Annotated in this window: 26 protein-coding genes and 1 pseudogene; 20 read left to right on the forward strand and 7 right to left on the reverse strand. The window is 71.5% G+C overall.

Features of this window, described 5'->3' with window-relative positions:
* Positions 1–17: 17 nt before the first annotated feature.
* Positions 18–1616, reverse strand: coding sequence for a DUF1593 domain-containing protein (locus G5C51_RS01555; protein ID WP_165230211.1), 1599 nt, complete (start codon positions 1614–1616; stop codon positions 18–20).
* 231 nt (positions 1617–1847) lie between these two features.
* On the opposite strand from G5C51_RS01555, the gene G5C51_RS01560 reads away from it, so the two are divergent.
* The 9 genes from G5C51_RS01560 to G5C51_RS01600 all read left to right on the forward strand — a co-directional run bounded on the left by G5C51_RS01560 (position 1848) and on the right by G5C51_RS01600 (position 11568).
* On the forward strand, positions 1848–2852 hold the full coding sequence (locus tag G5C51_RS01560) for a sugar phosphate isomerase/epimerase family protein (protein ID WP_165230215.1): 1005 nt from the start codon (positions 1848–1850) through the stop codon (positions 2850–2852).
* Positions 2849–3757, forward strand: a complete 909-nt coding sequence (locus G5C51_RS01565; RefSeq protein ID WP_338117975.1) for a transketolase — start codon at positions 2849–2851, stop codon at positions 3755–3757. The genes G5C51_RS01560 and G5C51_RS01565 overlap by 4 nt, the downstream gene beginning before the upstream one ends.
* A complete protein-coding gene (locus G5C51_RS01570) occupies positions 3754–4710 on the forward strand; it encodes a transketolase family protein (protein ID WP_165230217.1) in 957 nt (318 codons plus the stop codon). Before G5C51_RS01565 ends, G5C51_RS01570 begins: the two co-directional genes overlap by 4 nt.
* Positions 4707–6173: an FGGY family carbohydrate kinase gene (locus tag G5C51_RS01575; RefSeq protein ID WP_165230220.1), complete on the forward strand. Its 1467-nt coding sequence runs from the start codon at positions 4707–4709 to the stop codon at positions 6171–6173. Before G5C51_RS01570 ends, G5C51_RS01575 begins: the two co-directional genes overlap by 4 nt.
* Positions 6170–6835, forward strand: coding sequence for a DUF2291 family protein (locus G5C51_RS01580; protein ID WP_165230223.1), 666 nt, complete (start codon positions 6170–6172; stop codon positions 6833–6835). Before G5C51_RS01575 ends, G5C51_RS01580 begins: the two co-directional genes overlap by 4 nt.
* Complete coding sequence (locus tag G5C51_RS01585) at positions 6832–8373, forward strand: sugar ABC transporter ATP-binding protein (protein ID WP_165230226.1); 1542 nt, start codon at positions 6832–6834, stop codon at positions 8371–8373. The genes G5C51_RS01580 and G5C51_RS01585 overlap by 4 nt, the downstream gene beginning before the upstream one ends.
* Positions 8366–9502, forward strand: a complete 1137-nt coding sequence (locus tag G5C51_RS01590; RefSeq protein ID WP_165230229.1) for an ABC transporter permease — start codon at positions 8366–8368, stop codon at positions 9500–9502. Before G5C51_RS01585 ends, G5C51_RS01590 begins: the two co-directional genes overlap by 8 nt.
* 44 nt (positions 9503–9546) lie before the next feature.
* Positions 9547–10524, forward strand: coding sequence for a D-ribose ABC transporter substrate-binding protein (locus G5C51_RS01595; protein ID WP_165230232.1), 978 nt, complete (start codon positions 9547–9549; stop codon positions 10522–10524).
* A 111-nt stretch (positions 10525–10635) separates the two neighbouring features.
* Positions 10636–11568 carry a sugar-binding transcriptional regulator gene (locus G5C51_RS01600; RefSeq protein WP_276617576.1) on the forward strand — a complete coding sequence of 311 codons (933 nt, stop codon included), beginning with the start codon at positions 10636–10638 and terminating at the stop codon, positions 11566–11568.
* A 12-nt stretch (positions 11569–11580) separates the two neighbouring features.
* Here the strand turns inward: G5C51_RS01600 and G5C51_RS01605 are convergent, their stop codons facing one another.
* Entirely contained in the window at positions 11581–12066 is a 486-nt protein-coding gene (locus tag G5C51_RS01605) for a nitroreductase family deazaflavin-dependent oxidoreductase (protein WP_165230238.1), read from the reverse strand.
* A gap of 147 nt (positions 12067–12213) precedes the next feature.
* On the opposite strand from G5C51_RS01605, the gene G5C51_RS01610 reads away from it, so the two are divergent.
* The 7 genes and pseudogenes from G5C51_RS01610 to G5C51_RS01640 all read left to right on the forward strand — a co-directional run.
* Positions 12214–12456, forward strand: a complete 243-nt coding sequence (locus G5C51_RS01610) for a twin-arginine translocation signal domain-containing protein (protein WP_165230240.1) — start codon at positions 12214–12216, stop codon at positions 12454–12456.
* Positions 12456–12974 carry a peptidoglycan recognition protein family protein gene (locus G5C51_RS01615; protein ID WP_165230243.1) on the forward strand — a complete coding sequence of 173 codons (519 nt, stop codon included), beginning with the start codon at positions 12456–12458 and terminating at the stop codon, positions 12972–12974. Before G5C51_RS01610 ends, G5C51_RS01615 begins: the two co-directional genes overlap by 1 nt.
* Before the next feature lie 81 nt (positions 12975–13055).
* A complete protein-coding gene (locus G5C51_RS01620) occupies positions 13056–14441 on the forward strand; it encodes an FAD-binding oxidoreductase (protein ID WP_165230246.1) in 1386 nt (461 codons plus the stop codon).
* Positions 14442–14451: 10 nt separating this feature from the next.
* Complete coding sequence (locus G5C51_RS43640; protein WP_165230249.1) at positions 14452–15060, forward strand: gamma carbonic anhydrase family protein; 609 nt, start codon at positions 14452–14454, stop codon at positions 15058–15060.
* 30 nt (positions 15061–15090) lie between these two features.
* Positions 15091–16692 carry a GMC family oxidoreductase N-terminal domain-containing protein gene (locus G5C51_RS01630; protein WP_165230252.1) on the forward strand — a complete coding sequence of 534 codons (1602 nt, stop codon included), beginning with the start codon at positions 15091–15093 and terminating at the stop codon, positions 16690–16692.
* A 12-nt stretch (positions 16693–16704) separates the two neighbouring features.
* A complete protein-coding gene (locus tag G5C51_RS01635) occupies positions 16705–17247 on the forward strand; it encodes a GNAT family N-acetyltransferase (RefSeq protein WP_165230255.1) in 543 nt (180 codons plus the stop codon).
* A gap of 70 nt (positions 17248–17317) precedes the next feature.
* Positions 17318–18349: pseudogene (locus G5C51_RS01640) on the forward strand (extracellular catalytic domain type 1 short-chain-length polyhydroxyalkanoate depolymerase); the annotation flags it as partial.
* A 6-nt stretch (positions 18350–18355) separates the two neighbouring features.
* Here the strand turns inward: G5C51_RS01640 and G5C51_RS01645 are convergent.
* Positions 18356–19039, reverse strand: a complete 684-nt coding sequence (locus tag G5C51_RS01645; protein ID WP_165230261.1) for a TetR/AcrR family transcriptional regulator — start codon at positions 19037–19039, stop codon at positions 18356–18358.
* 57 nt (positions 19040–19096) lie between these two features.
* On the opposite strand from G5C51_RS01645, the gene G5C51_RS01650 reads away from it, so the two are divergent.
* The gene (locus tag G5C51_RS01650; protein WP_165230264.1) at positions 19097–20041 is read left to right on the forward strand and encodes an alpha/beta fold hydrolase; all 945 of its coding nucleotides are present in this window, start codon (positions 19097–19099) and stop codon (positions 20039–20041) included.
* 9 nt (positions 20042–20050) lie between these two features.
* Here G5C51_RS01650 and G5C51_RS01655 read toward each other — a convergent pair whose 3' ends face one another.
* Complete coding sequence (locus G5C51_RS01655) at positions 20051–21088, reverse strand: M4 family metallopeptidase (RefSeq protein ID WP_165230267.1); 1038 nt, start codon at positions 21086–21088, stop codon at positions 20051–20053.
* A gap of 95 nt (positions 21089–21183) precedes the next feature.
* On the opposite strand from G5C51_RS01655, the gene G5C51_RS01660 reads away from it, so the two are divergent.
* Together G5C51_RS01660 and G5C51_RS01665 are read left to right on the forward strand one after the other, a co-directional pair.
* Complete coding sequence (locus G5C51_RS01660; RefSeq protein ID WP_165230270.1) at positions 21184–21621, forward strand: VOC family protein; 438 nt, start codon at positions 21184–21186, stop codon at positions 21619–21621.
* Positions 21622–21697: 76 nt separating this feature from the next.
* Positions 21698–21970, forward strand: a complete 273-nt coding sequence (locus tag G5C51_RS01665; RefSeq protein ID WP_165230273.1) for a DUF1905 domain-containing protein — start codon at positions 21698–21700, stop codon at positions 21968–21970.
* A 22-nt stretch (positions 21971–21992) separates the two neighbouring features.
* Here the strand turns inward: G5C51_RS01665 and G5C51_RS01670 are convergent, their stop codons facing one another.
* The 3 genes from G5C51_RS01670 to G5C51_RS01680 form a co-directional block, all read right to left on the reverse strand.
* Complete coding sequence (locus tag G5C51_RS01670; RefSeq protein ID WP_338117976.1) at positions 21993–22433, reverse strand: ATP-binding protein; 441 nt, start codon at positions 22431–22433, stop codon at positions 21993–21995.
* Positions 22434–22523: 90 nt separating this feature from the next.
* The gene (locus tag G5C51_RS01675; protein ID WP_165230276.1) at positions 22524–22928 is read right to left on the reverse strand and encodes an STAS domain-containing protein; all 405 of its coding nucleotides are present in this window, start codon (positions 22926–22928) and stop codon (positions 22524–22526) included.
* Positions 22929–23045: 117 nt separating this feature from the next.
* Complete coding sequence (locus G5C51_RS01680) at positions 23046–24209, reverse strand: serine hydrolase domain-containing protein (RefSeq protein ID WP_206313302.1); 1164 nt, start codon at positions 24207–24209, stop codon at positions 23046–23048.
* Between the two features lie 140 nt (positions 24210–24349).
* On the opposite strand from G5C51_RS01680, the gene G5C51_RS01685 reads away from it, so the two are divergent.
* Positions 24350–24877, forward strand: coding sequence for an AAA family ATPase (locus G5C51_RS01685; protein WP_165230282.1), 528 nt, complete (start codon positions 24350–24352; stop codon positions 24875–24877).
* Positions 24878–24926: the final 49 nt, after the last annotated feature.

The raw sequence follows: 24926 nt of genomic DNA on the forward strand, positions 1-24926 counted from the left end.
CCGGACGGGAGTTGCCCTCACCTGACGGTGATCACCACGCGCTGATACGACGTCAGCGACGGCTCGCCGTCGTCGGCGACCTCGACGATGGCGTGGATCGTCTGGCCGCGCTTGGCATCCCTGGGCACTTCGAGCGTCGCGCGTGCCGAGTCCGACCGGCCGATGTCCACCGCCTTCGGGTAGCTCCCGGCCTCCCGGTACTGCCACCACCGGTAGCTGAGCGCATCGCCGTCCGGGTCGGTCGCCCGTGCGTGGAGATCGACGCGCTGCCCCGGCCGGGCGGTCACGTCGCGGCGCCCCCGCACCGACACCTCCGGATGGTGATTGGCATCGTCGTAATCGGGCGTCACCGTCCACCGCAGCCGCGCGGCGAAGTCCTGCTGGGCGTCGCCGAACCACCGCTGTGCCGCATAGTCGGGCGGGGTGTCACCATCGGCGTCGCGGTCGGCGACACCCTCGCTGCTCCACTCCGACGGGTCGTCGGGGTTCCGCTCAAGGCGTCCGCCCCAGCCGCCGTAGCCCGGGTGTTCACGGCTGCGCAGGCCGTTGTCGAGCAGGCTGAGGAAGGTCGAGGTGTCGCCCTCGGAGATCCAGGAGCCCTGCTGCTGCGGCGGCGTCCAGACGAGATAGCCCCGCGCGCGCAGCTCCTCCGTCGTCAGGCCCGCGAAGCCGAAGTGGTCGAAGATGTCGCCCTTCACCATCTGCTTGCCGTCGCCCCAGACCCGGTAGAAGTCGCCGAACGGGCCCACGCCGGAGACGTTCTTCCGGGTCCAGTCCGCGGTGAGGTACTTGGCGTGCCCGGGCAGCGCGACATCGCGGGCGCCGTAGCCCCAGGTGTCCGTCGACGCCTGCCGCAGCTCGATGCCGGGCCAGCTCACCGAGATGTAGTCGCGGTAGCTGTAGTCCTGGGTGCCGAAGGAGACGATGACGGCCTTCTCGGTGACCTTGCGCTGGATGGCCGGCCAGCGCGGGGTGCCCTGGTATTCGAGCTGGATCGACTTCAGGGCGCGGGCGATGGTGCTGGGTCCGCCCCAGGCCATCAGGTAGACGGGACCGCCCTCGTCGTCGAGGAGCACGTCCTTGATCCGGTCCGAGCCGGGCGAGTCGCCGGAGAGCGAGATGTCGCTGTCGAACTGGACGTTGCCGACCTTGATCCGGGAGCGCAGGTAGTCCGGCGTCGGGTAGCCGGGGTCGTGGGTCTTGAGGTTGCCGTACGCCTTCGCGTACCGGTCGACGGCGTCGTGGATGAACCGCTCGTCCTCGGACCAGCGCCATGAGGTGCACGGGCACAGTCCGCTGAGGCCGAAGCGGTCGTACTCGCGGCCCGGCTGCCACCACTTGGTGCCCTTGCCGTCGCCCTTCCAGTGGAACTGGCTGCTGGCGTAGATGATGCCCTCGGTGTCGAAGTCACTGCTGTGGAGCAGATATCGGACCAGGGAGTTCGAGTCGTCCAGCTCCGGGTCGGTGGTCACGATGGTCCGCGGTCGGTGGTCGCCCTGCGCGGGGGCGGGCGTCGGGGGCTTCGCCGCCGCGGCGGACGGTTCGGTGGTGCCGAGTGTCAGTACGGCGAGGAGCGCGGCCGCCGCGGCCGCACCTCGCGTTTTCCCGGTTGCCATCCCGTTCCTCCGCTCTCCGGGGCGTGCTCGCGCGCACCCGATGAATAGAAATGCATCAGCGCATTGAAATGCCTCGGCGGATTCTGGGAGGGATGTGTGCCGCTGTCAACGGGTCCGGCACGAGCGGCGGTTGATCGCAACCGGCTTCACGATGCACGGGTCTTGACGCGGCCCGGCACCCGTTCGTAGCTTCGAGGCATGTCGAGTCAACAGCGAATGGATATGCGCCAGATGAGCGGCAACGAACCCGTCTACGGCGCCGGCGTCTGGCACTTCGCCACCTACGTCGACCGCTACGCCACCGACGGATACGGCGAGCCGCGCACCGTCCTCGACGGCATCGCGCTCGCCGGATCCGTGGGTGACCTGTCGGTTCTCGACCTCAACTGGCCGTTTCCACCAGGGGACATCAGCACAGCCGAGGTGAAGAAGGCGCTCGACGAACACCGGCTGCGCGCGATCGCCCTGACGCCCGAGATCTACACCGGCCGCTTCGCCCGCGGCGGCTTCACCAACCCCGATCCCGCCGTGCGCACCGAGGCGATCGAACTCGTCGCCGCCGCCGCGGAGGTCGGCCGCGAGCTGGGCGTCGACTACATCAAGCTCTGGCCGGGCCAGGACGGCTACGACTACCCCTTCCAGGCCGACTACGCCGACCTGTGGGGCAAGACCACCGGCGCGCTGCGCGAACTCGCCCAGGCTTTCCCCGACCTGAAGTTCGCCATCGAGTACAAGCCGCGCGAGCCGCGCAACCGGATGATCCTGTCCTCCGTCGCCCGCACCCTGCTGGCCATCCAGGAGACGGGCGCGGACAACGTCGGCGTGCTGCTGGACTTCGGCCATTCGCTCTACGGCGGCGAGACCCCGGCCGAGGCCGCGCGGATGGCGATCGCCCACGACCGGCTGTTCGCCATCGACGTCAATGACAACTTCCGCGGCTGGGACGACGACATGGTCGTCGGCTCGGTGCATCTGCTGGAGACGTTCGAGTTCTTCTTCGCGCTGCACGACGCCGGGTGGGAGGGCGTGTGGCAGCTCGATCAGTTCCCGTTCCGGGAGGACCCGGTCGAGGCGGCCCGCGCGGGCATCCGCACGATGCGCGCCTTCCATCGGGCGCTCAGCTACCTCGACCGCGACCAGCTCGCCGACGCCCAGGCGCGGCAGGACGCCCTGGCCGCGCAGCGGATCGCGAAGCGGGCGCTGTTCCGCGCGCTCGCGGAGAGCGAGACCGCGTGACCGCCATCGTGGACGTACCCCCGCCGCTGCTGCCCGACGAGGCCGCGGCCCAGGCCTACCGCGAGCGCAGCGCGCGGCTGCGGGAAGCGCCGCCGGGCGCCGCCGCCGACGAGCTCGCGGAGATCTCCACGGCGGTACGGCGGGACATCCTCACCACCATCCAGGCGGCCGGCATGGGGCACGTCGGCGGGGACCTGTCGGTGACCGACCTGCTGGTCACCGCGCTGTGGGGGACGCTGCGGGTGCATCCCGCGGACCCCGGCCACCCGGGGCGCGACCGCCTCGTGCTCAGCAAGGGCCACTGCGCCGCCGCCCTGTACTCGGCGCTGGCCTCCTGCGGCTTCTTCCCGCAGGCCCGGCTGCGCGAGTTCATGGCGCCGCTCTCCCCGCTCAACGGCCATCCCGCCCGGCTCAAGGTGCCCGGCGTGGAGACCAGTACCGGACCGCTCGGACACGGGCTGCCCGTCGCCGCGGGCTGCGCGCTCGGGGCCAGGCTGCGGGACGAGCCGTGGCGGACCCTCGTGGTGCTCGGCGACGGCGAGATACAGGAGGGCAGCAACTGGGAGGCCGCCATGACCGCCGCCCACCACGGGCTCGCCAACCTGACCGCGGTGGTGGACCGCAACCGGCTGCAGCAGGGCGACCGCACGGAGGACACCAAGTCGCTCGAACCGCTGGACGCGAAATGGGCGAGCTTCGGCTGGGAGGTGCGGGTCATCGACGGCCACGACCACAAGGCGATCAAGGAGGCGTACGGGCCGTCCACCACCGGGCGGCCGGTCGCGGTGATCGCCAACACCGTGAAGGGCAAGGGAGTTTCGTTCATGGAGGACCGGGTCGAGTGGCATCACAAGGTGCCCACCGACGAGCAGGTCCGCCGCGCGCTCGAGGAGCTGAGCCGATGACCTCGCAGGCCACCGCGGCGCCCACCTTCGACTGCCGGGCGGACTTCGCCGCCGAGCTGGCCGAGCTGGCCCGCGCCGACGACCGCATCGTGGCGGTGTGCAATGACTCCGTCGGCTCCAGCAATCTCGTCGCCTTCCGGGAGGAGTTCCCCACCCGGCTGGTCAACGTCGGCATCGCCGAGCAGGACCTGGTCGGCGTCGCGGCCGGACTCGCCAACGCCGGGTTCATCCCCTTCGCCTCGGCCGCGGCGCCCTTCCTGACCGGCCGCGCCCTGGAGCAGATCAAGGCCGACATCGCCTACAGCCACCGGCACGTCGTGCTGTGCGGCCAGAGCCCCGGCATGGCGTACGGCGCGCTCGGCCCCACGCACCACGCGGTGGAGGACATCTCCTGGATGCGCGCGGTGCCGGGGCTCGACATCATCGTGCCCGCCGACCCGGCGCAGACCCGCGCCGCGGTGCGGTGGGCCGCCGAGTCGGGGCGGCCCACGTATCTGCGGGTGCCGCGCTTCAAGGTGCCCGCCGTCACCCCGGACGACGCGCCGTTCGAGGCGGGCCGGGCCGTACGCCTCGCCGAGGGCGGCGATGTCACGCTGATCGCGGTGGGGACGATGGTCTCGCGGGCCCTGGACGCTGCCGAACTCCTGCGCAACGAGGGCGTGTCGGCACGGGTGCTGAACATGACGTTCGTCGAGCCGCTGGACGTCGCCGCCGTGGTGGCCGCCGCCGCGGAGACCGGCGCCATCGTCACCGCGGAGGAGGGGCTGCTCTCCGGCGGCCTCGGCGCGGCCGTCGCCAAGGTCGTGGCCGAGCAGCAGCCGGTGCCGGTACGGATGGTCGGCGTACCCGCCTTCGCACCCACCGGCGGCACCTCCTTCCTGCTCGACCACTTCGGCCTGAACGCCGCCGGCATCGCCGACGCCGCCCGTACGGTCCTCGGGCGGACCCGATGAGGCCGCTGCTGCTCGCCGTGGACCAGGGCACCAGCGCCACCAAGGCGCTGCTGCTCGACGACGCGGGTGAGGTCGTGGCCCGGGCGTCCGCGCCGTTGTCCCAGACCCACCCGGAGCCCGGCCTGGTCGAACAGGACGCGCAGGAGCTCCTGGACGGCGTGCGCACCGCGGTCGCGGACTGCATGAAGGGCGTCGAGCCCGCCGCTGTGGCCGGGGTCGCGCTGAGCACCCAGCGCGAGTCGGCCGTGCTGTGGGACGCCGCTACGGGGCAGCCCGTAGCGCCCCTGGTCAGCTGGCAGGACCAGCGCGGCGGCGAGCGGATGGCGCAACTGGCGGACGCCGGCGAGGAGATCCGGCGGCGTACCGGTCTTCCGCTCGACCCGATGTTCTCCGCGCTGAAGATGGCCGCGCTGCTCGACGAGCACGATCCCGCCCGGCGGCGCAGCGCCACCGGCGAGCTGCGTCTCGGCACCGTCGACGCCTTCCTGCTGTACGCGCTCACCGGGAACCTCGTCACCGAGATCGGCAACGCCTCCAGGACCCAGCTGCTCAACCTCGCCACCGGCGACTGGGACGACGAACTCCTCGGCCTCTTCGACGTGCCGCCCACAGCCCTGGGACGGGTCGTTCCGTCCGACGGCCCCTTCGGCGAACTGCGGGGCCTCGACCCACTGCTCGACGGCACCCCGGTCCTCGCCGTGCTCGGCGACTCGCACGCGGCCCTGTTCGCGCACGCGGGCTGGCGGCCCGGCGTCGTCAAGGTCACGTACGGCACCGGCTCGTCGGCCATGACGGCGGCCGAGTCGCCCCGCCCGTCCGAGGGGCTGTGCGGCACGATCGCCTGGGCGCACGGCGGCCGGACCACATATGCGCACGAGGCCAACATCCGCTCCACCGGACGCACGCTGACCTGGCTCGCGGAGCTGCTCGGCACCGGGCCGGAGGAGCTGCTCGAGCTGGCGGCGGGCGCGGACGCCGGTGACGTAAGCCTGATCCCGGCCTTCGGCGGCCTCGGCGCGCCCTGGTGGGACGCGCACGCCGTGCCGGTGCTGGCCGGCTTCGACCTGGGTACGGGCCGCGGGCAACTGGCGCGCGCCGCGCTGGAGTCCGTCGCCCACCAGGTGGCGGATGTGCTCGCGGCGCTGCCGGGGGTGCGGCAGGTCGTCGCCGACGGCGGGCTGAGCCGCAGCGACGCGCTGATGCAGCTCCAGGCCGACGTCGCGGCCGTCGACGTGCTCCGTACGGACCACCACGAACTCTCTGCCGCGGGCGCCGCCCGGCTCGCCGGCCTCGGCCTCGGGCTGTGGACGGCCAACGGGCTCGAGAGTCGCGCGGACGACGGAATGCGGGCCTTCACACCCACCTGGGACGACGCCCGGCGCCGCGGCGCGCTCGCGCGCTGGCACCGCCGGCTCGCGGCCGCCCGCGACCTCGGGCAACGCGACAAGCAGGAGACACCATGACGACACCGGACCCACCACGCGCGGCGGTCGGCCGCTTCCGGCTGACCCTCGGCCGCGGCTCCCTCCTCGCCGCCGTGCTGCTCGCGATCGCGATCGCGACGACCACGACGTATCGCTCGGACAGCGAGGCGAAGGCCGGCGCCAAGCCCGCGTTCGACCCGGCGAAGTACGCGGCCAAGACGTACGGGCCGAAGGTCGTGCCCGCCATCAAGAAGGACGCCGTGGACCTCGCCACCCTGCACAAGGCGCTCACGGACGACCCCAACGCCGCGGGCAAGCGCTACGGCCACCGGGCCGGCGCCGGCGCGTACAGCTATGCCGTCACCCTCACCGGCACCGCCGGCACGGCGCGCGGCGGGCTGCTGCCGGTCACCGTGGCCGGGCTCGGCAAGGACACCCGGGTCTCGGTGCAGATCGGCCCGGCGGTCAGCGGCACGGCGCTGCGCGACGCGGCCGGGTTCATCAAGTTCAGCCAGTTCGTCAATCAGGTCGACTACGCCGACGCCGCGACCGCACTGAACGCCCGGGTGAAGAGCCAGGTGCTCAAGGGCTTCGACGCCGCGGCGGCCAAGGGCGACAAGCTCACCGTCACCGGCGCCATGACCCCGCTCACCCCCGACGTCCTCACCATCACGCCCATCGCGATCGAAGAGGCGTCATGACGGCGGCCCCGCCCGTCCTGCGCGCCGCGGACGTCACCAAGGTGTACGGCGGCACGCACGCGCTCAGGGGCGTCTCGCTCGACATCGCGGCCGGCCGCACCACCGCGGTCTTCGGCGAGAACGGCGCCGGCAAGTCGACCCTGATGAAGATCCTCAGCGGGGTCGAGCCGCCCAGTACCGGACACATCGAACTCGACGGCCGCACCGTGGCGTTCGGCGCCGCCCGGCAGGCCGCCGACCACGGCATCTCGATCATCCACCAGGAGCTCAGCCTCTGCCCCAACCTGAGCATCCAGGACAATCTCTTCCTCGGCCGCGAGCACACCCGCGGCGGCGGCGCCCTCCTGGACCGCGCCGGCCAGAAGGATCTCGCGCGCCGGGCCCTGGACCGGCTCGACGGCACCATCGACCCCGAAGTCCCGGTGGGCGACCTCCGCCTGGGGCAGCAGCAGCTGGTCGAGATCGCCCGCGCGCTGCTGCAGGACGCCCGCGTGCTGATCATGGACGAGCCGACTTCCGCGCTCAGCGCACCCGAGGTGGAGGTCCTCTTCCGGGTCATCCGCGAACTCAAGGCCACCGGCGTCGCCATCGTCTACATCTCGCACCACCTGGAGGAGGCCCTGGCGATCGCCGACGACGTGGCCGTGCTGCGCGACGGCAGCATGGTCGCCGCCGCCCGCGCCGCCGACGTCGACCTGGCCTGGATCGTCCGTACCATGGTCGGCCGCGATCAGGACGACCTCTTCCCGGACCGCGCGCCCACCCTCGGCGAGCCCGCGCTGGAGATCGAAGGGCTGTCCGTCGCCGACCCAGCCACCCCCGGCCGGCTCGCCGTCCACGACATCTCGACGACCGTACGGGCCGGCGAAACCGTCGGCATCTACGGCCTGATGGGCAGCGGCCGCACCGAACTGCTCGAGTGCCTGGCCGGCCGGCTGCCCGCCGCCTCGGGCACGGTCCGGCTGCACGGCGAGCCGCTCACCGGCGACGTCCGGCGGCGCATCCGCACCGGCGTGGTGCTCGTCCCCGAGGACCGGCAGCGCGATGGCCTCGTTCAGTCCATGACGGTGGGCCAGAACCTGTCGCTGGCCTCGGTCCCCCGGTTCGTACGCCGGCTGCTGGTGCACCGCGGGACGGAGCGCGACGCCGTGGACGCCATGATCACCGACGTCACGGTCAAGACCCCCGGCGCCGACGCGCCCATCGGCTCGCTCAGCGGCGGCAATCAGCAGAAGGTCGTCATCGGCAAGGCGCTGCTGACCGGCCCCCGCGTGCTGTTGCTGGACGAGCCGTCGCGCGGCGTGGACGTCGGCGCCAAGGCCGATGTCTTCGCGCTCATGGCCCAGCAGGCGGAGCGCGGCCTGGCCGTGCTGTTCACCACCTCCGAGCCGGAGGAAGCCCTGCACATCCCCGACCGGCTGCTGATCGTCGCCCGCGGGCGGCTGATCGCCGACCTGCGCCCCGGCGAGCTCACCCGCGACCGCCTGATGAGCCTGGCCGACGGAGCCGCACCGAGTGAAGAGGCACCACATGACTGACACCCTGGCCAAGGACCACGAGGTCGTACTCCAGCAGCGCCGGGACGCGGCCACCCAGGCCCGGCGGCTGAAGACCCTCGAATCGCTCTTCGAGCTGCGCGCCTTCATCGCGCTCGGCGTGCTCATCGTCGTCTTCAGCCTGCTGTCCGACTCGTTCCTTACGGTCGACAACGTCATCACCATGACCAAGCACGTCGCCATCAACGCGGTGCTCGCCCTGGGCATGCTGCTGGTCATCCTGAAAGGCGGCATCGACCTCTCGGTCGGCTCCACCGTCGGCCTCTCCGGAGTCATCGCCGGCGAGCTGCTGCAGGGCCTGCACATCGGCTTCCTCGACGCCGTCGCGTATCCGCAGGTCTGGGCCGTGATCGTGCTGTGCATCGCGGTGGGCGCGGTGGTCGGCGCGGTCAACGGCCTGCTCATCACCCGCCTCAACGTGGCCCCGTTCATCGCCACCCTCGGCATGCTCTACATGGCCCGCGCCGCCGCCATGCTGATCTCCGGCGGCACCACCTACCCCGACCTGGCGGGCGACCCGGCCACCAACAACACCGGCTTCGGCTGGCTCGGCGAGGGCCGGCCGCTCGGCCTCCCCGTCGCTGTCTGGATCATGATCGTGCTGGCCGGACTCGTCACGCTGCTGCTGCGCTCGACGCCCTTCGGCCGCTGGCTCTACGCGACCGGCGGTAACGAGCGCGCCACTCAGCTCAGCGGTGTCCCGGTCAAGCGGGTCAAGGTGACCGTGTACGTGATCTCGGGCGCCTGCGCGGCGATGTCCGGGCTCATCATCGCCTCCGAGCTGACCTCGGCCGCGCCGCAGGCCGGCGAGACCTTCGAGCTGAACGCCATCGCGGCCGTCGTCATCGGCGGCGCCGCGCTCTCCGGCGGCCGCGGCAATGTGCGCGGCACGCTGGTCGGCGCCTTCGTCATCGGCTTTCTCGCGGACGGCCTGGTCATTCTCGGCGTCTCGACCTTCTGGCAGATGCTCATCAAGGGCGCCGTGATCGTCCTCGCCGTCGTGCTCGACCAGAGCCAGCAGCGCTTCCAGCGGAACCGGGCCGCCGCGTCCGCCATCGCCGCCGAGCACGAGGACTCGGAGGCTCCGCCGACTGCGCCGGCGAAAGCCTGAAGTCCCGAGTCCCCACCATCCGACCCGCAACCTAGGAGAGCCGCATGTCCAGCCGTACCCGCACTCGCACGACCGCCCTGGGAAGCGCCGCGCTCGCCGGCGCCCTCCTCCTCACCGCCTGCGGTGACGACGGCGGCTCGTCCGAAGCGAAGTCGTCAAAGAGCAACCTGATCACCATCATCACCCCCGCCTCCGACAACCCGTTCTTCAAGGCCGAGGCCGCCGCGGCGAAAAAGAAGGCCGAGAAGCTCGGCTACCAGACCTCCGTGGCCTCGCACGACGACGACCCCAACAAGCAGAGCGAACTCATCGACGGCGCCATCTCCCGTAAATCCGCGGCGATCATTCTCGACAACGCCGGCGCCGACGCCTCCATAGGCCCGGTCCGCAAGGCCACCAAGGCCGGCATCCCCGTCTTCCTGATCGACCGCGAGATCAATGAAACCGGAATAGCCAAGGCCCAGATCGTCTCCAACAACGCGCAGGGCGCGCAGCTCGCCGGGCAGGAGTTCGTCAAGGCGATGAAGGGCAAGGGCGACTACGTAGAACTCACCGGCAAGGAATCCGACACCAACGCCGGGGTGCGGTCCAAGGGATTCAAGGACGTGCTGTCGCAGTACCCCGATCTGAAGCGGGTGGCCCGGCAGACGGCGAACTGGGACCAGCAGGAGGCGTTCAGCAAGATGGAGACCATCCTGCAGCGCCACCCCGACATCGAGGGCGTGATCGCGGGCAACGACACGATGGCCCTCGGCGCGGTCGCCGCGCTGAAGGCGGACAAGCGCAAGGACGTCGTGGTCGTCGGCTTCGACGGCAGCCCGGACGCGATCGCACAGATCAAGGCCGGGAAGATGCACGCGACCGTGCTGCAGCCGGCGGCGCTGGGCGCCGAGCGGGCGGTGCAGCAGGCGGACAAGTACATCAAGACCGGAAAGACCGGGCAACCCGAGAAGCAGGCCATCGACTGCGAGCTCGTCACCAAGGAGAACGCCGCCGAATTCGGCCTGTTCGCGCGGCGCTGACGCCGAATCCGCTGCCGGTAGTGTGCAGCCCGGCAGGGACCCGTAACGCCGGAATCGACAATGGATGGAGGTACGGTGGCGGCTTCGTCGTCCACTCCGAGCCCTGATCACATGCGGCTCCTGGTCAAGGTGGCCCGCATGTACCACGAGCGTGGGGTGCGGCAGCCGGAGATCGCGGCGCATCTCCACATGTCCCAGCCGCGGGTGTCGCGTCTGCTGAAGGAGGCGGTCGACCGCGGCGTCGTCCGCACCGTGGTCGTCTCCCCCGAGGGCGTGCACGCCGAGCTCGAGGACGCCCTCATCGAGCGCTACGGGCTGCGCGACGTGCTGGTGGTCGAGGTGGAGAGCGCGGTGTCAGACGTCATCCCCGCGCTCGCCGCCGCCACCGCCACCTATCTGGACGCCACCCTCGCCACCGGCGACGTCATCGGCGTCTCCTCCTGGAGCGCGACCCTCCTGGAATCGGTCAACGTCATGCGCGCCAGGACGTCGACCACGGCCCAGGAGGTGGTCCAGGTCATCGGCGGCGCCGGCAGCCCCGAGGTCCAGCTGCACGCCACCCGGCTCACCAGCCGCCTCGCCGAACTCACCGGCGCCCAGCCGGTGTTCGCCCCGTCCGCCGCCCTGGTCGGCAGCCGCGAACTGCGCGACCTGCTCTGGCGCGAGCCGGCCATGGCCGAAGCCATGCGCGCCTGGTCCCGCATCACTGTGGCCCTCCTCGGCATCGGCACCCTCGCCCCGTCCCCGCTGCTCCGCCGCTCGGGCAACGCCATCACAGCCGCCGACCAGACCCAGCTCACCAAGCTCGGCGCCGTCGGCGATGTCTGCGCCCGCTACTTCGACGCCACCGGCAACCTCGTCGACGCCCCCTTCAACGACCGCATCATCGGCATCGACCCGGACCACCTCCGCGCAGTCGACCGCCGCATCGGCGTCGCCGGCGGCCCGGACAAAGTGGCAGCAATCCGCGGCGCGGTCGCAGGCGGCTGGATCAACACCCTCATCACCGACGCGGAGGTGGCCCGCCAACTGCTGCGCGACTGAGGTGCGCGGTGGTCACGGCCGCGGCTTGAGGATCACGACCGGGATTTCCCGCTCGGTCCAGGCCTGGTAGTTGTCGAAGTCGGCGTACGCCGCCGTGGCCAGGGACCAGAGACGGGGGCGGTCCTCCGGCTCGGCGACCTCCGCGCGTACCGGCCTGCGGTTCGCCTTGATCTGGAGGTGCGTGTCCGGGGCGGCGCGCAGGTTGTGGAACCACTGCGGGTGTCGCGGCCGGCCGCCCTGTGAGGCGATGACGATGATGTTGTCGCCGTCGGTGACGTAGAGCAGCGGGGTCGTGAAGACCTTGCCGGTCTTACGGCCCCGGTGCTCCAGCAGCAGCACCGGCACGGGCTTGCGGAAGCCGGCGCCGACCCGCCACTTCCCGCCCAGCCTGCCGCGCGTTCGCCGGTAGAACCACACCTGGGTCCGCGACATGTACTTCATGATCTTCGGGAGAAGTGCGGAGTCGAGCTGGGCCGGGCGGGGACGGGACGCGGGCATGGAGAGGCTCCGATCATCGCGTTTGCGGAGCATCTTGGCCGCAGGCCCTGTCGATCACAAGGGACAGGTGCCCTCTTGACCCGACTGTTTGACTCTGTACCGTCAAACGCTGAACGGCATCGCCCCACCGTTGCCCAGGAGGATGACGTGTCCGCTCGTCCCAGCAGACGGGGCTTTCTCGGCGCCGCCGCCGCTCTCGGCACCGCCGCCGCCCTGCCCGTCATATGTTCCGGACCCTCGTACGCCGCGGGAGCCGAACTCCCCGTCGTCACCAACCGCCGCCATCCCGCGGCCCACTTCGCTCCCGGCACCGAATCAGAGCCCGGCGCCGAGCCGCTGAACGCCTCCGTGGCCTGCGGGCTGCACGGCCGCCGGGAGGGGATCGGCTGATGGCCACCTTCGTCACCCGCGCCGAATGGGGCGCCCGCCCGCCGACGAACATCAACAACAACATCACGCCGGAGAACGGCGGCGTGACCATCCACCACTACAGCGGCACCAAGTGGGCGGCCGCGGACCACGCCGAGTGCGCGGGCCAGGTCCGCGCCGTGCAGAACGACCACATGGACAGCAACGGCTGGGCCGACATCGCCTACAGCCATCTCACCTGCGTCCACGGCTACGTCTTCGAGGGCCGCGGCGAAGGCCGCCGCACCGCCGCCAACGGCACCGACCCCGGCAACCAGAACTGGTACGCGGTCTGCGGCCTCGTCGGCGGCACCACGCAGGACTACGACACCATCACCGCGGAACTCGTCGACGGCTTCCACCACGCCATCGGCCGCCTGCGCGAGCAGGGCGGCGCGGCGACCGGCCTCAACGGCCACCGCGACCACCTGGCCACCGAATGCCCCGGCGAGAAGCTCTACGCCATGGTCCAGGACGGCAGCCTCGAGCCGCCGGCCTGAGCGCTGCCCGGCGCCTTACGCGACGCGGCGTTCTCTGCCAGAGTCCCTTCCGTTGCTGTGCGTTGACGTGAGGGGGACGCCATGCCAGGCGGTTTCGACATCAGCACCAAGGCCCTGCGGGATGAGCTCGACGGCCCGCTGCTGCTGCCCGGGGACGACGGATACGACGAGGCGCGGGCGGTCTGGAACGCCATGGTCGACCGCCGGCCGCGCCTCGTCGCGCGCTGCGCGAACACCGCCGACGTCGCGGCGGCGATCCGCTTCGGCAGGACGCACGACCTCGAGATCGGCGTGCGCTGCGGCGGGCACGGCATTCTGGGGGCGGCCGTCCCCGAGGACGGTCTGATGATCGACCTCACGCCGATGGGCGCGGTCCGGGTCGATCCGCGAGCCCGCCGGGCGCGGGTGCAGGGCGGTGCCCTGCTGGGCGCGCTCGACGTGGCCTCGCAGGCGCACGGCCTGGCCACCACCGCAGGGAACGTCTCGCACACCGGCGTCGGCGGTCTCACCCTCGGCGGCGGGATGGGCTGGCTGGCGAGACAGCACGGCCTCTCCTGCGACAACGTCGTCTCCTTCGAGGTCGTGACGGCGGAGGGCCGCAGAGTCCAGGCCAACGCCGAGGACAACCCCGAGCTGTACTGGGGGCTGCGCGGCGGCGGCGGGAACTTCGGGGTCGTCACCGACTTCGAGTTCGCGCTGCACCCCGAAGCGGGCCGCACCCTGCTCGCGGACTTCTTCTTCGAACTCGACGACGCCCCGGCCGCCTTCCGCGGCTGGCGCGACCTCAACGCCACCGCGCCTCGCCAGGCCACCTTCACCGCATGGGTCGGCGACAAGGACGGCCGCCCGCAGGCCAGTGTCGGCCTGGTCTGGGTGGGCGACCCGGACGAGGGGCGCAAGCTGCTGCCCGCGCTACGGGCGCTGGGCCGCCCGGCCGCGGAGAGCGTCAGGGAGCTGACGTATCTCGAACTGCAGACGATGGACGACAGCGTCGAGGGCCACACCTTCCGCCGGTACTGGAAGGGCCAGTACTTCAGCGAGCTGTCCGACGCCGCGATCGAGGCGTTCCTGCTGCGCGGCACGCCCGACGGCCGCGGCGAGGGGTTGCCGGCCGCGAGCCTGCAGGCCTACGGCGGCGCCATCGCGGCCGTACCGGTCGCGGACACCGCGTTCAGCCAGCGCGACGCGCTCTTCGAGTTCGTCGCCGCCGCCCGCTGGGACGACCCGGCCGAGGACGAGGCCCGGATGGCCGCGGCCCGCCGCTACGGCCGCGCGCTGAGCCCCTTCGCCAGCGGCGCGTACGTCAACGTGCTCGCCGACGAGGGCAGCGCCGGCGTCCGGAGCGCGTACCGCACGGAACAACTCGCGCGGCTCACCGCCCTGAAGGACGCCTGGGACCCGGACAACGTCTTCCACCTCAACCACAACATCCGGCCTTCCAGGGCAACACCCGGCGGCCCCGCTTAGGCTCGGCGGCATGTTGATCGAACACCGCGGCAAGCAGCCCGTAGTCCCCGAATCCGCCTATGTCGCCCCCTCCGCGGTCCTCTGCGGCGAGGTCGTGCTGGGCGAACGCGCCCGCATCCTGCACGGCGCGGTGCTGACCGCGGAGGACGGCGCCGTACGCACCGGGGCGGACGTGGTCGTCATGGAGAACGCCCTGATCCGGGGCCGCGCCGACCACCCGGCGACGCTGGGCGACGCGGTTCTCGTCGGCCCGCACGCGCACGTCAACGGCGCCACCGTCGAGGACGAGGTCTTCATCGCCACCGGCGTGTCGGTCTTCCCCGGCGCGGTGGCCGGGACGGGCTCGGAACTGCGTATCAACAGCATCCTGCACGTCAACTCCCGGCTGCTCCCGGACACCGTCCTCCCGATCGGCTGGATCGCCGCCGGGGACCCGGCCGAGCTGTTCTCCCCCGACCGGCACCCCGAACTCTGGGAGAAGCAACGCCCCCTGGACTTCCCCGGCACCGTCTACGGCGTCCCCCGCGACACCCCGATGCGCACGATCATGGCCCGCCAGACCGACTTCTACGCCGCCCACCGGGACGACCGCCCCGTCGACGGTCCGCCCCGGCCTTGAGGAGCAGCCCCCCACATAGAGGAGATGTCTGTGACACCGTTCGACTACGTCATCGTCGGCGCGGGCCCGGCCGGGTGTGTGCTCGCCAACCGGCTCTCCGCGGATCCCGGGATCAGCGTGCTGCTGATAGAGGCCGGCGGCCCGGATACGAACCCGCTCATCTCGGTACCCCAGGGATACGCCCAGTTGCTGGGTGATCCGGACACCGCCTGGCACTATCCCACCCGCCCCTTCGGACCGGCGAAGCAGACCGACGTCTGGGTGCGCGGCAAGACGCTGGGCGGGTCGAGCGCGGTCAACGGCATGATCTACAACCGCGGCAACCGCGCGGACTACGACGAGTGGGAGCGCCTCGGCAACCCCGGGTGGGGCTGGGACGACGTGCTCCCGGTCTTCCGGACGATCGAGGACCACTCGCTCGGTGCCTCCGCCCTGCGCGGCGCGGACGGCCCGCTGCAGGTGTCGACCGGCGACGGTGGCGACGCCTTGCTCGAGGACGTACTCACCGCCGGCGGCCAACTCGGCTGGCGGCGGATGCGGGATCTGAACGAGACCGACGAGGAACGCCTCGGCTACGCGACCGCGACCATCCGCGACGGCCGGCGCGTCACCGCGGCCACCGCGTTCCTCCACCCGGTCACGGACCGTCCCAACCTGAGCGTCTGGCCCGAGACGGTCGTCGACCGCGTGCTGATCGAGGGCGGACGCGCGGTCGGAGTCCGGGGCCGCCAACGCGGGCAGGACGTCGAGGCCCGCGCCGGCCGCGAGGTGATCCTGGCCGCCGGCGCCATCGCCACGCCCAAGATCCTCCAGCTCTCCGGCGTCGGCCCCGCGGTCGCGCTGCGGGCCGCCGGCGTCGACGTGGTGGTGGACAGCCCGAACGTGGGAGCGCGGATGCGCGAACACCGCGTTTTCCTGCTGCAGTTCCGGCTCGCCGAGGACCTCGGCTACAACAAGATGCTCGGCACGGAGGAAGGCCTCCGGGACGTCACCGCGCAGTACCAGGCGAACGCTGACGGACCGCTGGCGGCGCCGTCGTTCGAGATCGCCGGTTTCTTCAAGACCCATCCGGAACTCGATCGCCCCGACGCCCAGTTCCAGATCGCTCCGGTGTCGTTCAGGCCGCCCGCACCCGGTGAAGCCGTCCAGGTGGAGCGCGAGCCGGGCATGTGCTGCGTGGCCTATCTCCTCCGCCCCGACAGCGAAGGCAGCATCCGCATCACGGCCGCGGGCCCCGACGCTCCGCTGGACATCGACCCCAACTTCTTCGCCACCGAGCACGACCGCACCACAGCCGTCGGCGTCCTGCGCGGCATCCGCCGCCTGTTCGCCGCCGAGCCGCTGGCCCAGCGGATCGCGCACGAGACGATGCCCGGGCCCGGCGTACGCACGGACCAGGAGATCATCGACGCCGCGCTCACCATGGGCAGTACCGGCTTCCACGCCATCGGAACCTGCGCCATGGGCCCGGACGACACCGACGTCCTCGACCCCCGACTGCGCGTACGCGGCGTGCCCCAACTCCGCGTCGTGGACGCCTCGGCGTTCCCCACCATGATCTCCGGCAATCTCAACGGCCCGGTCTCGGCCCTGGCGTGGCATGCCGCCGACCTCATCCTCCAGGACGCCTGATAGGAAGCCTGCATGCTCAGAGGCAACAAGATCGGGCTCCGGGCCCGGCACGACGACGACATACCGATCCTGCGGACCGAGCTCTACGACGACGTGGTCAACGCCGCCCGGGCCGAAGGCGCGCCGTGGCGGCCGATCACGCCGGGGTCGAGCGATCCGCGGCTCGTGGTGGACGACAAGGACGCGGGCAAGGTCCCGTTCTCTGTGGTGGAGCTGGAGACCAACACCCTGGTCGGCACCGCGACGTTCTGGGGCATCGACACCCACCACCGGTCCGCGCACATCGGCCTCGGCCTGCTGCCGTCCACCCGCGGCAAGGGCTACGGCACCGACGTCGTCGCGGTGCTGTGCCATTACGGCTTTGTCGTCCGCGGCCTGCACCGGCTGCAGATCGAGACGCTGTCGGACAACGTCGCGATGCTGCGCTCCGCCGAGCGCAACGGCTTCGTCCGCGAGGGCGTGCTGCGCTCCGCGACCTGGGTGATGGGCCGGTTCATGGACTCGGTGCTGCTCGGCCTGCTCGCCGAGGACTGGAAGCCGGACACGACGGCGTAGCAGCTCCGTTCCGCCCGCGGCAACAGTCCCGCGGGCGGTACGGGGCCCGGTGACTGTGGACGCGCTCACCATGTCGGCCCCTCCGCACCGCCTCCTACGGTGTCTCATCCCCCCACCTAGGAGGTCTCCTGTGCGCACGTACGCACTGCTCGCCATCGCGGCGGCGCTGGCCGCGCTCGCCACCCTGGTCATCCCGTCGTCAAGGGCAAGCGCGGCGGTCACCCTGGAAAAGGTCGCCGACTTCGGCGCCAATCCGGGTGCCTTGAACATGTACGTCTACAAGCCGTCGTCGGCGCCCGCCAACGCGCCGGTCGTGGTGGCACTGCACGGCTGCACCCAGAACGCGCAGGGCTACGCCGACCACTCCGGGCTCCCGGAGATGGCCGACAAGCACGGCTTCCTCGTGGTCTTCGCCGAGACCACGTCGTCCAACAACCTCAACAAGTGCTTCAACTGGTTCCAGACCGCCGACATCCGGCACGGCCAGGGCGAGGCCGCCTCGATCGCGCAGATGGTCGCCCACGCCGGCGCGGCGTACGGCGCGGACACCGGCAAGGCGTACGTCACCGGACTGTCGGCGGGCGGCGCGATGACGGCGGTGATGCTCGCCGCCTACCCGGACGTGTTCAAGGCGGGCGCCGTGGTGGCCGGGCTGCCGTACGACTGCAGCGCGGTCTCGTCCCCGTATACGTGCATGAGCCCGGGGACCGACAAGACCCCGGAGGCGTGGGCGCAGCAGGTCAAGGACGGCTATCCCGGCTACTCGGGGGCCTATCCGCGGGTCGCGATCTGGCACGGCGACAACGACACCACGGTGGTGCCGAAGAACGCGGATGAGCTGCGCGACCAGTGGACGGCGGTGCACGGCACCGACCAGACGCCGGACAAGACAGCCACGATCGGGCCGAACAGAACCCAGCGCGAGCAGTATCTGGCCCAGGACGGCAGCGTCGCGGTGGAGGTCGACAAGGTGCCCGGCATCAGTCACGGCACCCCGGTGGACCCGGGCTCCGGCGAGCAGCAGTGCGGGACGGCCGGGGCGTACTTCCTCGACTCGATCTGCTCCAGCCACTTCATTACCGAGTTCTTCGGGCTGCAGGGCGGCTGATCAGCCGAGCAGGCCGGTGAGCACGCGACGTACCAAACGCTCGAAAAGATCCTCGACGGGAGGGGCGGCCGCCGCGTCGGCCATCGTCGCCGCGAGCACCGGATGGTCGCCCGCGGCGGCCGCCTGGGCGAGATAGGCGGCCTGGGCCGCGCGGCGGCCGGTGTCGGCGCGGCGGCCCTGCAGTTCGGTGCGGGCGAAGACCGTGACCTGGGCGTTCAGCAGCCCGATGGCTTCGAGCTTGGCCCCTCCCGACAGAGGCGCGGGCTCCAGTGCGCGCAGCGCGTACTCGAGATAGTCCAGGCCGCGCGGGCCGAGGCGCAGCGGCTCGGGCGGGATGTCGAGCGCCCAGGGGTGCCGCAGCTGCGCCGTCTTGGTGCGTACGGCCAGGGACAGCAGGTCCTCGACGGGGTCCCCGGTCAGCGGGACGCCGAGGTCGACCTCCCCCGCGACCTCGTCGCTCATCAGGTCCAGGAGGTCGTCACGCCCTGCGACGTACCGGTACAGGGACGCCGGGCCGGTGCCCAGCTTGCCGGCCACCCGGCGCATCGAGACGGCGGCGAGCCCGTCGGCGTCGGCCAGCTCGATCGCGGCGGCGGTGATCCGCGCGCGGCTGTACCCGCCGGCGGGGCCGCGCGCGCCGCGCTCGGGGCGCGTCCATACCGTCACCGGCTCCTCAGCGTTCATGCCGTACACTCTAATAGTGCGAACGCCATTCGCAGTATCTGGGAAGGGAAAAGGATCATGAGCACTCCGTCGACATCGCGGTGGACACCGGTCGCCTGGGCCAGAAACGGGCAGGTGCAGCTCGCCTACGACCGGTGGCAGCCGGAAGCCGGCGGCGAGCCGCTCCTGATCGTCTCCGGCCTGGGCGCCTCCCGCCGGATGATCCCGGACGGGCTGTGCGCGGAGCTGGCCGCGCGCGGCTTCGCCGTGGCCCGCTACGACAACCGGGACGCCGGCGAGTCCACCCACCTGCCGCCCACCGCCACCAGCAACCCGATCACGTCGCTCTTCCGCAAGCGCGGCGAGGCGTACACGGCCGAGGACATGGCGGACGACGCGATCTCCGTGCTCGACGCCCTGGGCTGGGAGTCCGCGCATCTCTTCGGCCAGTCGCTCGGCGGCGCCGTGGCCCAGCGCATCGCGCTGCGGCACCCCGGTCGGGTACGCACCCTGACCTCGATGTCCGCGATCCCCGGGGACGCGGCGGGGATGGGCACGCTGAAGTACATCCGGACGGGCACGCTCAGCAAGTTCGCCCGCCTGAAGTTCCCCGACACCCGGGAGGGCACGGTCGAGGCCGGGGTCGCCATCCAGCGGCTGCTCGCCTCGCCGAACCACCCCTTCGACGAGGCGGCGGCTCGCGAGACGGCCGAGCGCGTCGCCGACAGCGGCCTGCACGACGCGAAGGCGCAGAGCCGCCAGATCGGCGCCCAGTGGCACGGCCCGAAGATCACCGAGATCACGGTGCCCACGCTGGTGCTGCACGGCGCGGACGACCCCCTGATCAAGCCCACCGGCGGCAGGCGCACCGCCGCCCGTATCCCCGGCGCCCGCCTGCGGATCCTCCCCGGCGTCGGCCACGACCTCCCCGATTCGGCCTGGAAGGACATCGCCGACGCCATCGGCGAACTGACCGCCGGGGCGGCCGACGGCAAGCCGGGCACGAACGCGCCCGCCGCCTGAGCCACCAGGTCAGACCCCGGGGATCTCCCGCGCCCGGAACGCCTTGCGCACCGCGTCCGCCGCCTTCTCCCCGTACATCTCCGCCGCGGTCGCGATGGTGGCCCGCGCCGCGGCGGTGAAGCTGGTGTCGGGTGCGAAGTCGAACTGGGCGTTGATGATGATGCGGTCGGCGGCGCGGGCACCCAGCGCCCCGCGGATGTCGTAGAGCGCCCGGGACCAGATCTGGCCGTCCGCGTGCACCTGGCCGACCCGGTCCCCGTACACCTTGTTCCCGTCCACCCGGCGCAGGCAGTGCGGCGCGGTGCTCGTGTACGAGACGGCGTCCCAGTCGGCGACGCAGGCCAGGTCGGCCTTGCGCGGCCAGCCGTACCGCTGGTCGGCGAAGTCGCCGACGGTGACGGCCAGATAGTCCCCGAAGGCCTCCCCGATCGAACCGGCCTCCACGCTGGTGCCGTATCCCGGCACCTGAGCGTGGTGCACGGCGTGCCCGTACTCGTGCACGATCACCTCGGCGTCCTCGGCGTCGTCCACGCCGCCCTTGCCGAGGCGGATCTCGGCCTTCTTGTCGGTGAAGAAGGAGTTGTCGGCGCCCCACTGATTGATCCGCATCGGCTGCTGCCGGTCATTGACCCCGGGCAGCTCGCTGCCGAAGCCCAGGCCCTGCAGATACTCCTGCGCCTCGTTGACCCAGAAATACGTCATGACCTGCTCGAACTGGTCGGCGCTGCGGGTGTAGTCGAACCGGCCGTCATCGCCGGCAGTGGCGGATTTGCCGGTGTCGGAGACCACGCTCACCCACTTGCCGTGCAGTTCACCGCTGCCGTCGAGATTGCGGATCGGCGCCTCGGCGTAGTCGGAGGGCCGCACCGCGGCATCGGAGTCCTTCTGGTCGGTGAGGGTCTGGGTGCCGGAGGACTGCACCGGGTTGACCATGAAGACCCGCCCGGTCGGGTCGGCGGCGGCGGCCGAGGCGGGCGCCGAGGCCAGCGAGCCGAGCGTGGCCAGCGCCACGGATGTGATGCAAACGGTGAGCAGACGGCGGGACATGCGTCCTCCCGGATGGGTGTCAGTGCTGCGACGGCATCCGTGGGGGGCCGCCACAGGATGACGCACTCCGGTCCCGTACGGCTAGCATGCGGCGCATGGCCATCAGACTTGAGAACGTGGGCATCGCCGTCCGCGACCTCGAAGCGGCGATCTCCTTCTTCACCGACCTCGGCCTGACGGTCCTCGGCCGGGACACGGTCAGCGGTGAGTGGACCGACACCGCGGTCGGCCTCGACGGCAATCACGCCAGGATCGCGATGCTCCAGACGCCGGACGGCCAGGGCCGCCTCGAGCTCTTCGAGTACATCCACCCCGAGGCGATCGAGACGGAGCCCACGCTTCCGAACGAGATCGGCATGCACCGCGTCGCCTTCGCGGTCGACGACCTCGACCAGGCCCTCGAGACGGCCGCCAGGCACGGATGCCGGCCGCTTCGCGGGGTGGCGACGTACCAGGACGTCTACAAGCTCACGTACGTCCGCGGCCCCAGCGGCATCCTGGTGATGCTCGCCGAGGAACTGAAGAAGAACTGAAGGGCCGATGAGTTTTGCCGCCCGTCTCCGTCTACCTTGACGAAGACGACGAGATCTCCTGAAAAGGCGGCATCCCATGCTGGACAAGAAGTTCACCGCGACCCTGCGGAAAAGCCCGAACAAAGGCGGCTGGACCTACGTCGTGTGGCCGGAGGCGGCGGAGTTCTTCGGGACCCGCGGCCTGGTGAAGGTACGGGGCACGATCGACGGCCACCCGTTCCGCAGTTCCTTCATGGCCCTCGGCGACGGCACGCACAAGCTGCCGGTGAAGGCGGATGTGCGCAAGGCGATCGGCAAGGAGGAGGGGGACACCGTGACCGTCCTCCTGGAGGAGCGCGTGGACTCCTGAGGGCGCGCCGCCCGAGCGACCGTCACCAGGGCAGAAAGGCGTGCACCGATTTCCCGTCGGGCTCGGCGACGACATAGCTGTTGCTCGCCAGCAGGCGGATCAGATTCCAGCCGATGCCGCCTTTCCCGAATCGGTCCATGGGGCGGAGCCTGGGGAATTCAGGGCTCGTGTCCCGGACGGTGATATGGACGGCGTCCCCGGGATCACGGAGGGTGAGGACGAAGGGTCCGGGAGCGTGCCGCACGCTGTTCGCGGCGAGCTCGCTGACCACGAGGAGCACGTCATCCACGGCCGCCCGCGAGTTGGGCGGCCGGGCCCGCTTCAGGTCGGCGAGGAAGGTCTCGGCCACGTCCCGCGCACGGCTCACACAGCAGGTGCCGCCCGCGAAGTGCGTCACCATCAGCTCGCCCTGCATCGCGGCCAGCAGGACCTCACCCTCGTCCCGGTTCCTTGACCCGCCCACGTCGAATCTCTCCTAGTGCCGCTGTCACCTGATCTATTGCGGCGTTTGCCCCGCCTTTCCGCAGACATACATCCCGTCCCCCGGACGGGCTCAGCGCTCCTGCTGAGGGGCCGGCGGCCAGGCCGGCCGGTCGTCCTCCGGGACGTTCTGCAGCGCTTCCTTTACGGCGGTGTGCGCCGGCAGCAGCGCCGCGCTGCCGGTCAGTTCCAGCAGCTGCGAGAGCCTGCTGCCGGCGCCGGCCAGCAGCAGGGTCCCGCCGCGGCGGTCGAGGATCCAGTGCAGTCCCAGCAGGCAGTTCAGGCCGCGGGAGTCGCAGAACGCGAGGGCCGTGACGTCGAGGACGACGTAGCGGCGGCCCTCCGCCACCGCCGATCCCATGGTGACGAGGAAGTCCCGCTCGGAGTGATGGTCCAGCTGCCCGGAGACGCGCAGGACCGCGCACCCGTCACTGCTGGCCAGGCCGGATACGCTCAAGTGGCGACGCTGAACGGTCATCGCGGCCTCCCTTCGGTGCCGTTGCGAAGCCGGCCCCGGGTCAGTGACCCTGACGGGCCCCTTGCCCCCATACGTTTGCCCGCGTCGCGCCGCCGTGCCCATATCCGGCCGTTCCGGCTAGGACAGCGCCGTCTCGACCGCCGCCTGGATGTCGTCGCTCTGCGCGTCCGAGCTGCCCGGACCGAGGTTCACCATGACCGTGGCCGCCTTGCCGTCGAGGGTGACGCCGGCGGCCGTCTCGTAACCGAGGAAGTCGCCGGTGTGCCCCCAGTAGACGCCGCCGCCGGGCAGCGGCTTGCTCTCCAGGCCGAGGCCGTACGCACGGCCGTCAGAGCCGCCGGTCGGGCGGGTCGTCATCATCTCCTTGAGCTGCGCCGGGGGCAGCAGCCTGCCGCCCACCAGCGCGCTCATGAACCGGTTGATGTCGGTGCCGCTGGAGATGATCCCGCCGGCCGTGCCGCCGACCGTGGGGTTGATCGCGGTGATGTCCAGCAGCGGCGCGTCCGGGCCCGGCTGCGCGTAACCGCGCGGATGCGGGCCGGGGATCGCCGGGTCGTCGTCCGGGTACGACGTCCCCCGCAGGTGCAGCGGCTCGACGATGCGGCGCTGCAGCTCCTCGCCGTACGAGCGGCCGGTCACCTTCTCGATGATCATCCCGGCCAGCAGATAGCCGGTGTTGCAGTACTTCCAGCCGGTGCCGGGCTTGAACGTCGGCGGGTGGGCGAGCGCCAGCTTCACCAGGTCCCGGGGGTCGCGGTCGGCCATCGGGTCCTGGACGACATCCTGCGGCTTCAGGTAGGCCAGGAAGTCGGGCAGCCCGCTGGTGTGCTGCAGCATCTGCCGAATGGTGATCCTGCGCCCGTCGTTGCCGTTGCCGCGGACGACGCCGGGCAGATAGCGCTCCACCGGCGCGTCGAGGTCGACCCGCCCCTCCCCCGCCAGCTGCAGCATCATCGTCGCGGTGAACGTCTTGGTCATGCTGCCGATCCGGAACCTGCTGTCGCGGTGCACCGGCGTGCGGCTCTCGATGTCCGCGACGCCGCTGGTCAGTACTCTGCTGCGGTGCCGGTCGCGCACCTCGGCGAGCGCTCCGGGTGCGCCGTCGACCGTGGTCAGCCGGTGCAGCAGGGCACGCAGCCGCGCGTCGTCCGCGTGGGACGGGGATTCGGCGGCGGTTTTCGCGGCGGGAGTCGCGGTGGCGGTGGCCGGCAGTACGCCGCCCACGACACCGATCGCCACGGCCAGTGTGAGTGCGCCACCCAGGGCACGCTTGTGCTTCATCACCGTTGCACGTCCTTGATCGTCAGGGTTGTCAACTGCCCTCCACGATCCCTGTGGTGACGCGCCGGAGCGATGGGGCGATCATCCGGATCGATGGTGGGGTTAACCCCTCCCCCGCGCGTCTGCCTAGGGTGGAGGGCATGCGGATCATCCTGGTGAGCGGCCCCTCGGGCTCGGGGAAGACGACCGTCGCGCGCATCCTGGCCGAGAGCCGGCTCTCCCCCGCCGTGCATCTGCACACGGACGACTTCTACGCGGCGATCAAGCAGGGCGCGCTGGCGCCGTACCTGCCGGAGGCCCAGGCGCAGAACGAGACCGTCACCGGCGTGATCGCCCGGGCCGCCGCCGGCTACGCCGCGGGCGGCTACCACACCGTGGTGGACGGGGTCGTCGGCCCGTGGTTCCTGGAGGCGTACGAGCGGGCGGCGAAGGCCGCGGGCGTCGGCCTGACGTATGTGGTGCTCCGCCCCGACCGCGAGACGGCGCTGCGGCGCGGCACGTCCCGCTCCCAGCACCCGCTCACCGACCGCGAGATCCTCGCCCGGATCTACGACGGCTTCGCCGACCTCGGCCCGTACGAGGCGAACGTCCTCGACTCCACCGGACTCACCGCGCCGGAGACCGCGGACGCCGTGCTCACCAACGGCTATGTCCTGTATGGCCCATAGACTCCCTTTCGCTCGCGCGGTCTCGTAAGGCGTGTCAGATACCCGCTCC

This window comes from Streptomyces coryli (genome assembly GCF_011044975.1).
In the GTDB taxonomy this organism is placed as follows: domain Bacteria; phylum Actinomycetota; class Actinomycetes; order Streptomycetales; family Streptomycetaceae; genus Streptomyces; species Streptomyces coryli.

Coding starts and splice junctions, on each gene's coding strand:
- G5C51_RS01555 (WP_165230211.1), bottom strand. CDS start 1,616: ATGGCAACCGGGAAAACGCGAGGTGCGGCCGCGGCGGCCGCGCTCCTC.
- G5C51_RS01560 (WP_165230215.1), top strand. CDS start 1,848: ATGAGCGGCAACGAACCCGTCTACGGCGCCGGCGTCTGGCACTTCGCC.
- G5C51_RS01570 (WP_165230217.1), top strand. CDS start 3,754: ATGACCTCGCAGGCCACCGCGGCGCCCACCTTCGACTGCCGGGCGGAC.
- G5C51_RS01575 (WP_165230220.1), top strand. CDS start 4,707: ATGAGGCCGCTGCTGCTCGCCGTGGACCAGGGCACCAGCGCCACCAAG.
- G5C51_RS01580 (WP_165230223.1), top strand. CDS start 6,170: ATGACGACACCGGACCCACCACGCGCGGCGGTCGGCCGCTTCCGGCTG.
- G5C51_RS01585 (WP_165230226.1), top strand. CDS start 6,832: ATGACGGCGGCCCCGCCCGTCCTGCGCGCCGCGGACGTCACCAAGGTG.
- G5C51_RS01590 (WP_165230229.1), top strand. CDS start 8,366: ATGACTGACACCCTGGCCAAGGACCACGAGGTCGTACTCCAGCAGCGC.
- G5C51_RS01595 (WP_165230232.1), top strand. CDS start 9,547: ATGTCCAGCCGTACCCGCACTCGCACGACCGCCCTGGGAAGCGCCGCG.
- G5C51_RS01600 (WP_276617576.1), top strand. CDS start 10,636: ATGCGGCTCCTGGTCAAGGTGGCCCGCATGTACCACGAGCGTGGGGTG.
- G5C51_RS01605 (WP_165230238.1), bottom strand. CDS start 12,066: ATGCCCGCGTCCCGTCCCCGCCCGGCCCAGCTCGACTCCGCACTTCTC.
- G5C51_RS01615 (WP_165230243.1), top strand. CDS start 12,456: ATGGCCACCTTCGTCACCCGCGCCGAATGGGGCGCCCGCCCGCCGACG.
- G5C51_RS01620 (WP_165230246.1), top strand. CDS start 13,056: ATGCCAGGCGGTTTCGACATCAGCACCAAGGCCCTGCGGGATGAGCTC.
- G5C51_RS43640 (WP_165230249.1), top strand. CDS start 14,452: ATGTTGATCGAACACCGCGGCAAGCAGCCCGTAGTCCCCGAATCCGCC.
- G5C51_RS01635 (WP_165230255.1), top strand. CDS start 16,705: ATGCTCAGAGGCAACAAGATCGGGCTCCGGGCCCGGCACGACGACGAC.
- G5C51_RS01645 (WP_165230261.1), bottom strand. CDS start 19,039: ATGAACGCTGAGGAGCCGGTGACGGTATGGACGCGCCCCGAGCGCGGC.
- G5C51_RS01650 (WP_165230264.1), top strand. CDS start 19,097: ATGAGCACTCCGTCGACATCGCGGTGGACACCGGTCGCCTGGGCCAGA.
- G5C51_RS01655 (WP_165230267.1), bottom strand. CDS start 21,088: ATGTCCCGCCGTCTGCTCACCGTTTGCATCACATCCGTGGCGCTGGCC.
- G5C51_RS01660 (WP_165230270.1), top strand. CDS start 21,184: ATGGCCATCAGACTTGAGAACGTGGGCATCGCCGTCCGCGACCTCGAA.
- G5C51_RS01665 (WP_165230273.1), top strand. CDS start 21,698: ATGCTGGACAAGAAGTTCACCGCGACCCTGCGGAAAAGCCCGAACAAA.
- G5C51_RS01675 (WP_165230276.1), bottom strand. CDS start 22,928: ATGACCGTTCAGCGTCGCCACTTGAGCGTATCCGGCCTGGCCAGCAGT.
- G5C51_RS01680 (WP_206313302.1), bottom strand. CDS start 24,209: ATGAAGCACAAGCGTGCCCTGGGTGGCGCACTCACACTGGCCGTGGCG.
- G5C51_RS01685 (WP_165230282.1), top strand. CDS start 24,350: ATGCGGATCATCCTGGTGAGCGGCCCCTCGGGCTCGGGGAAGACGACC.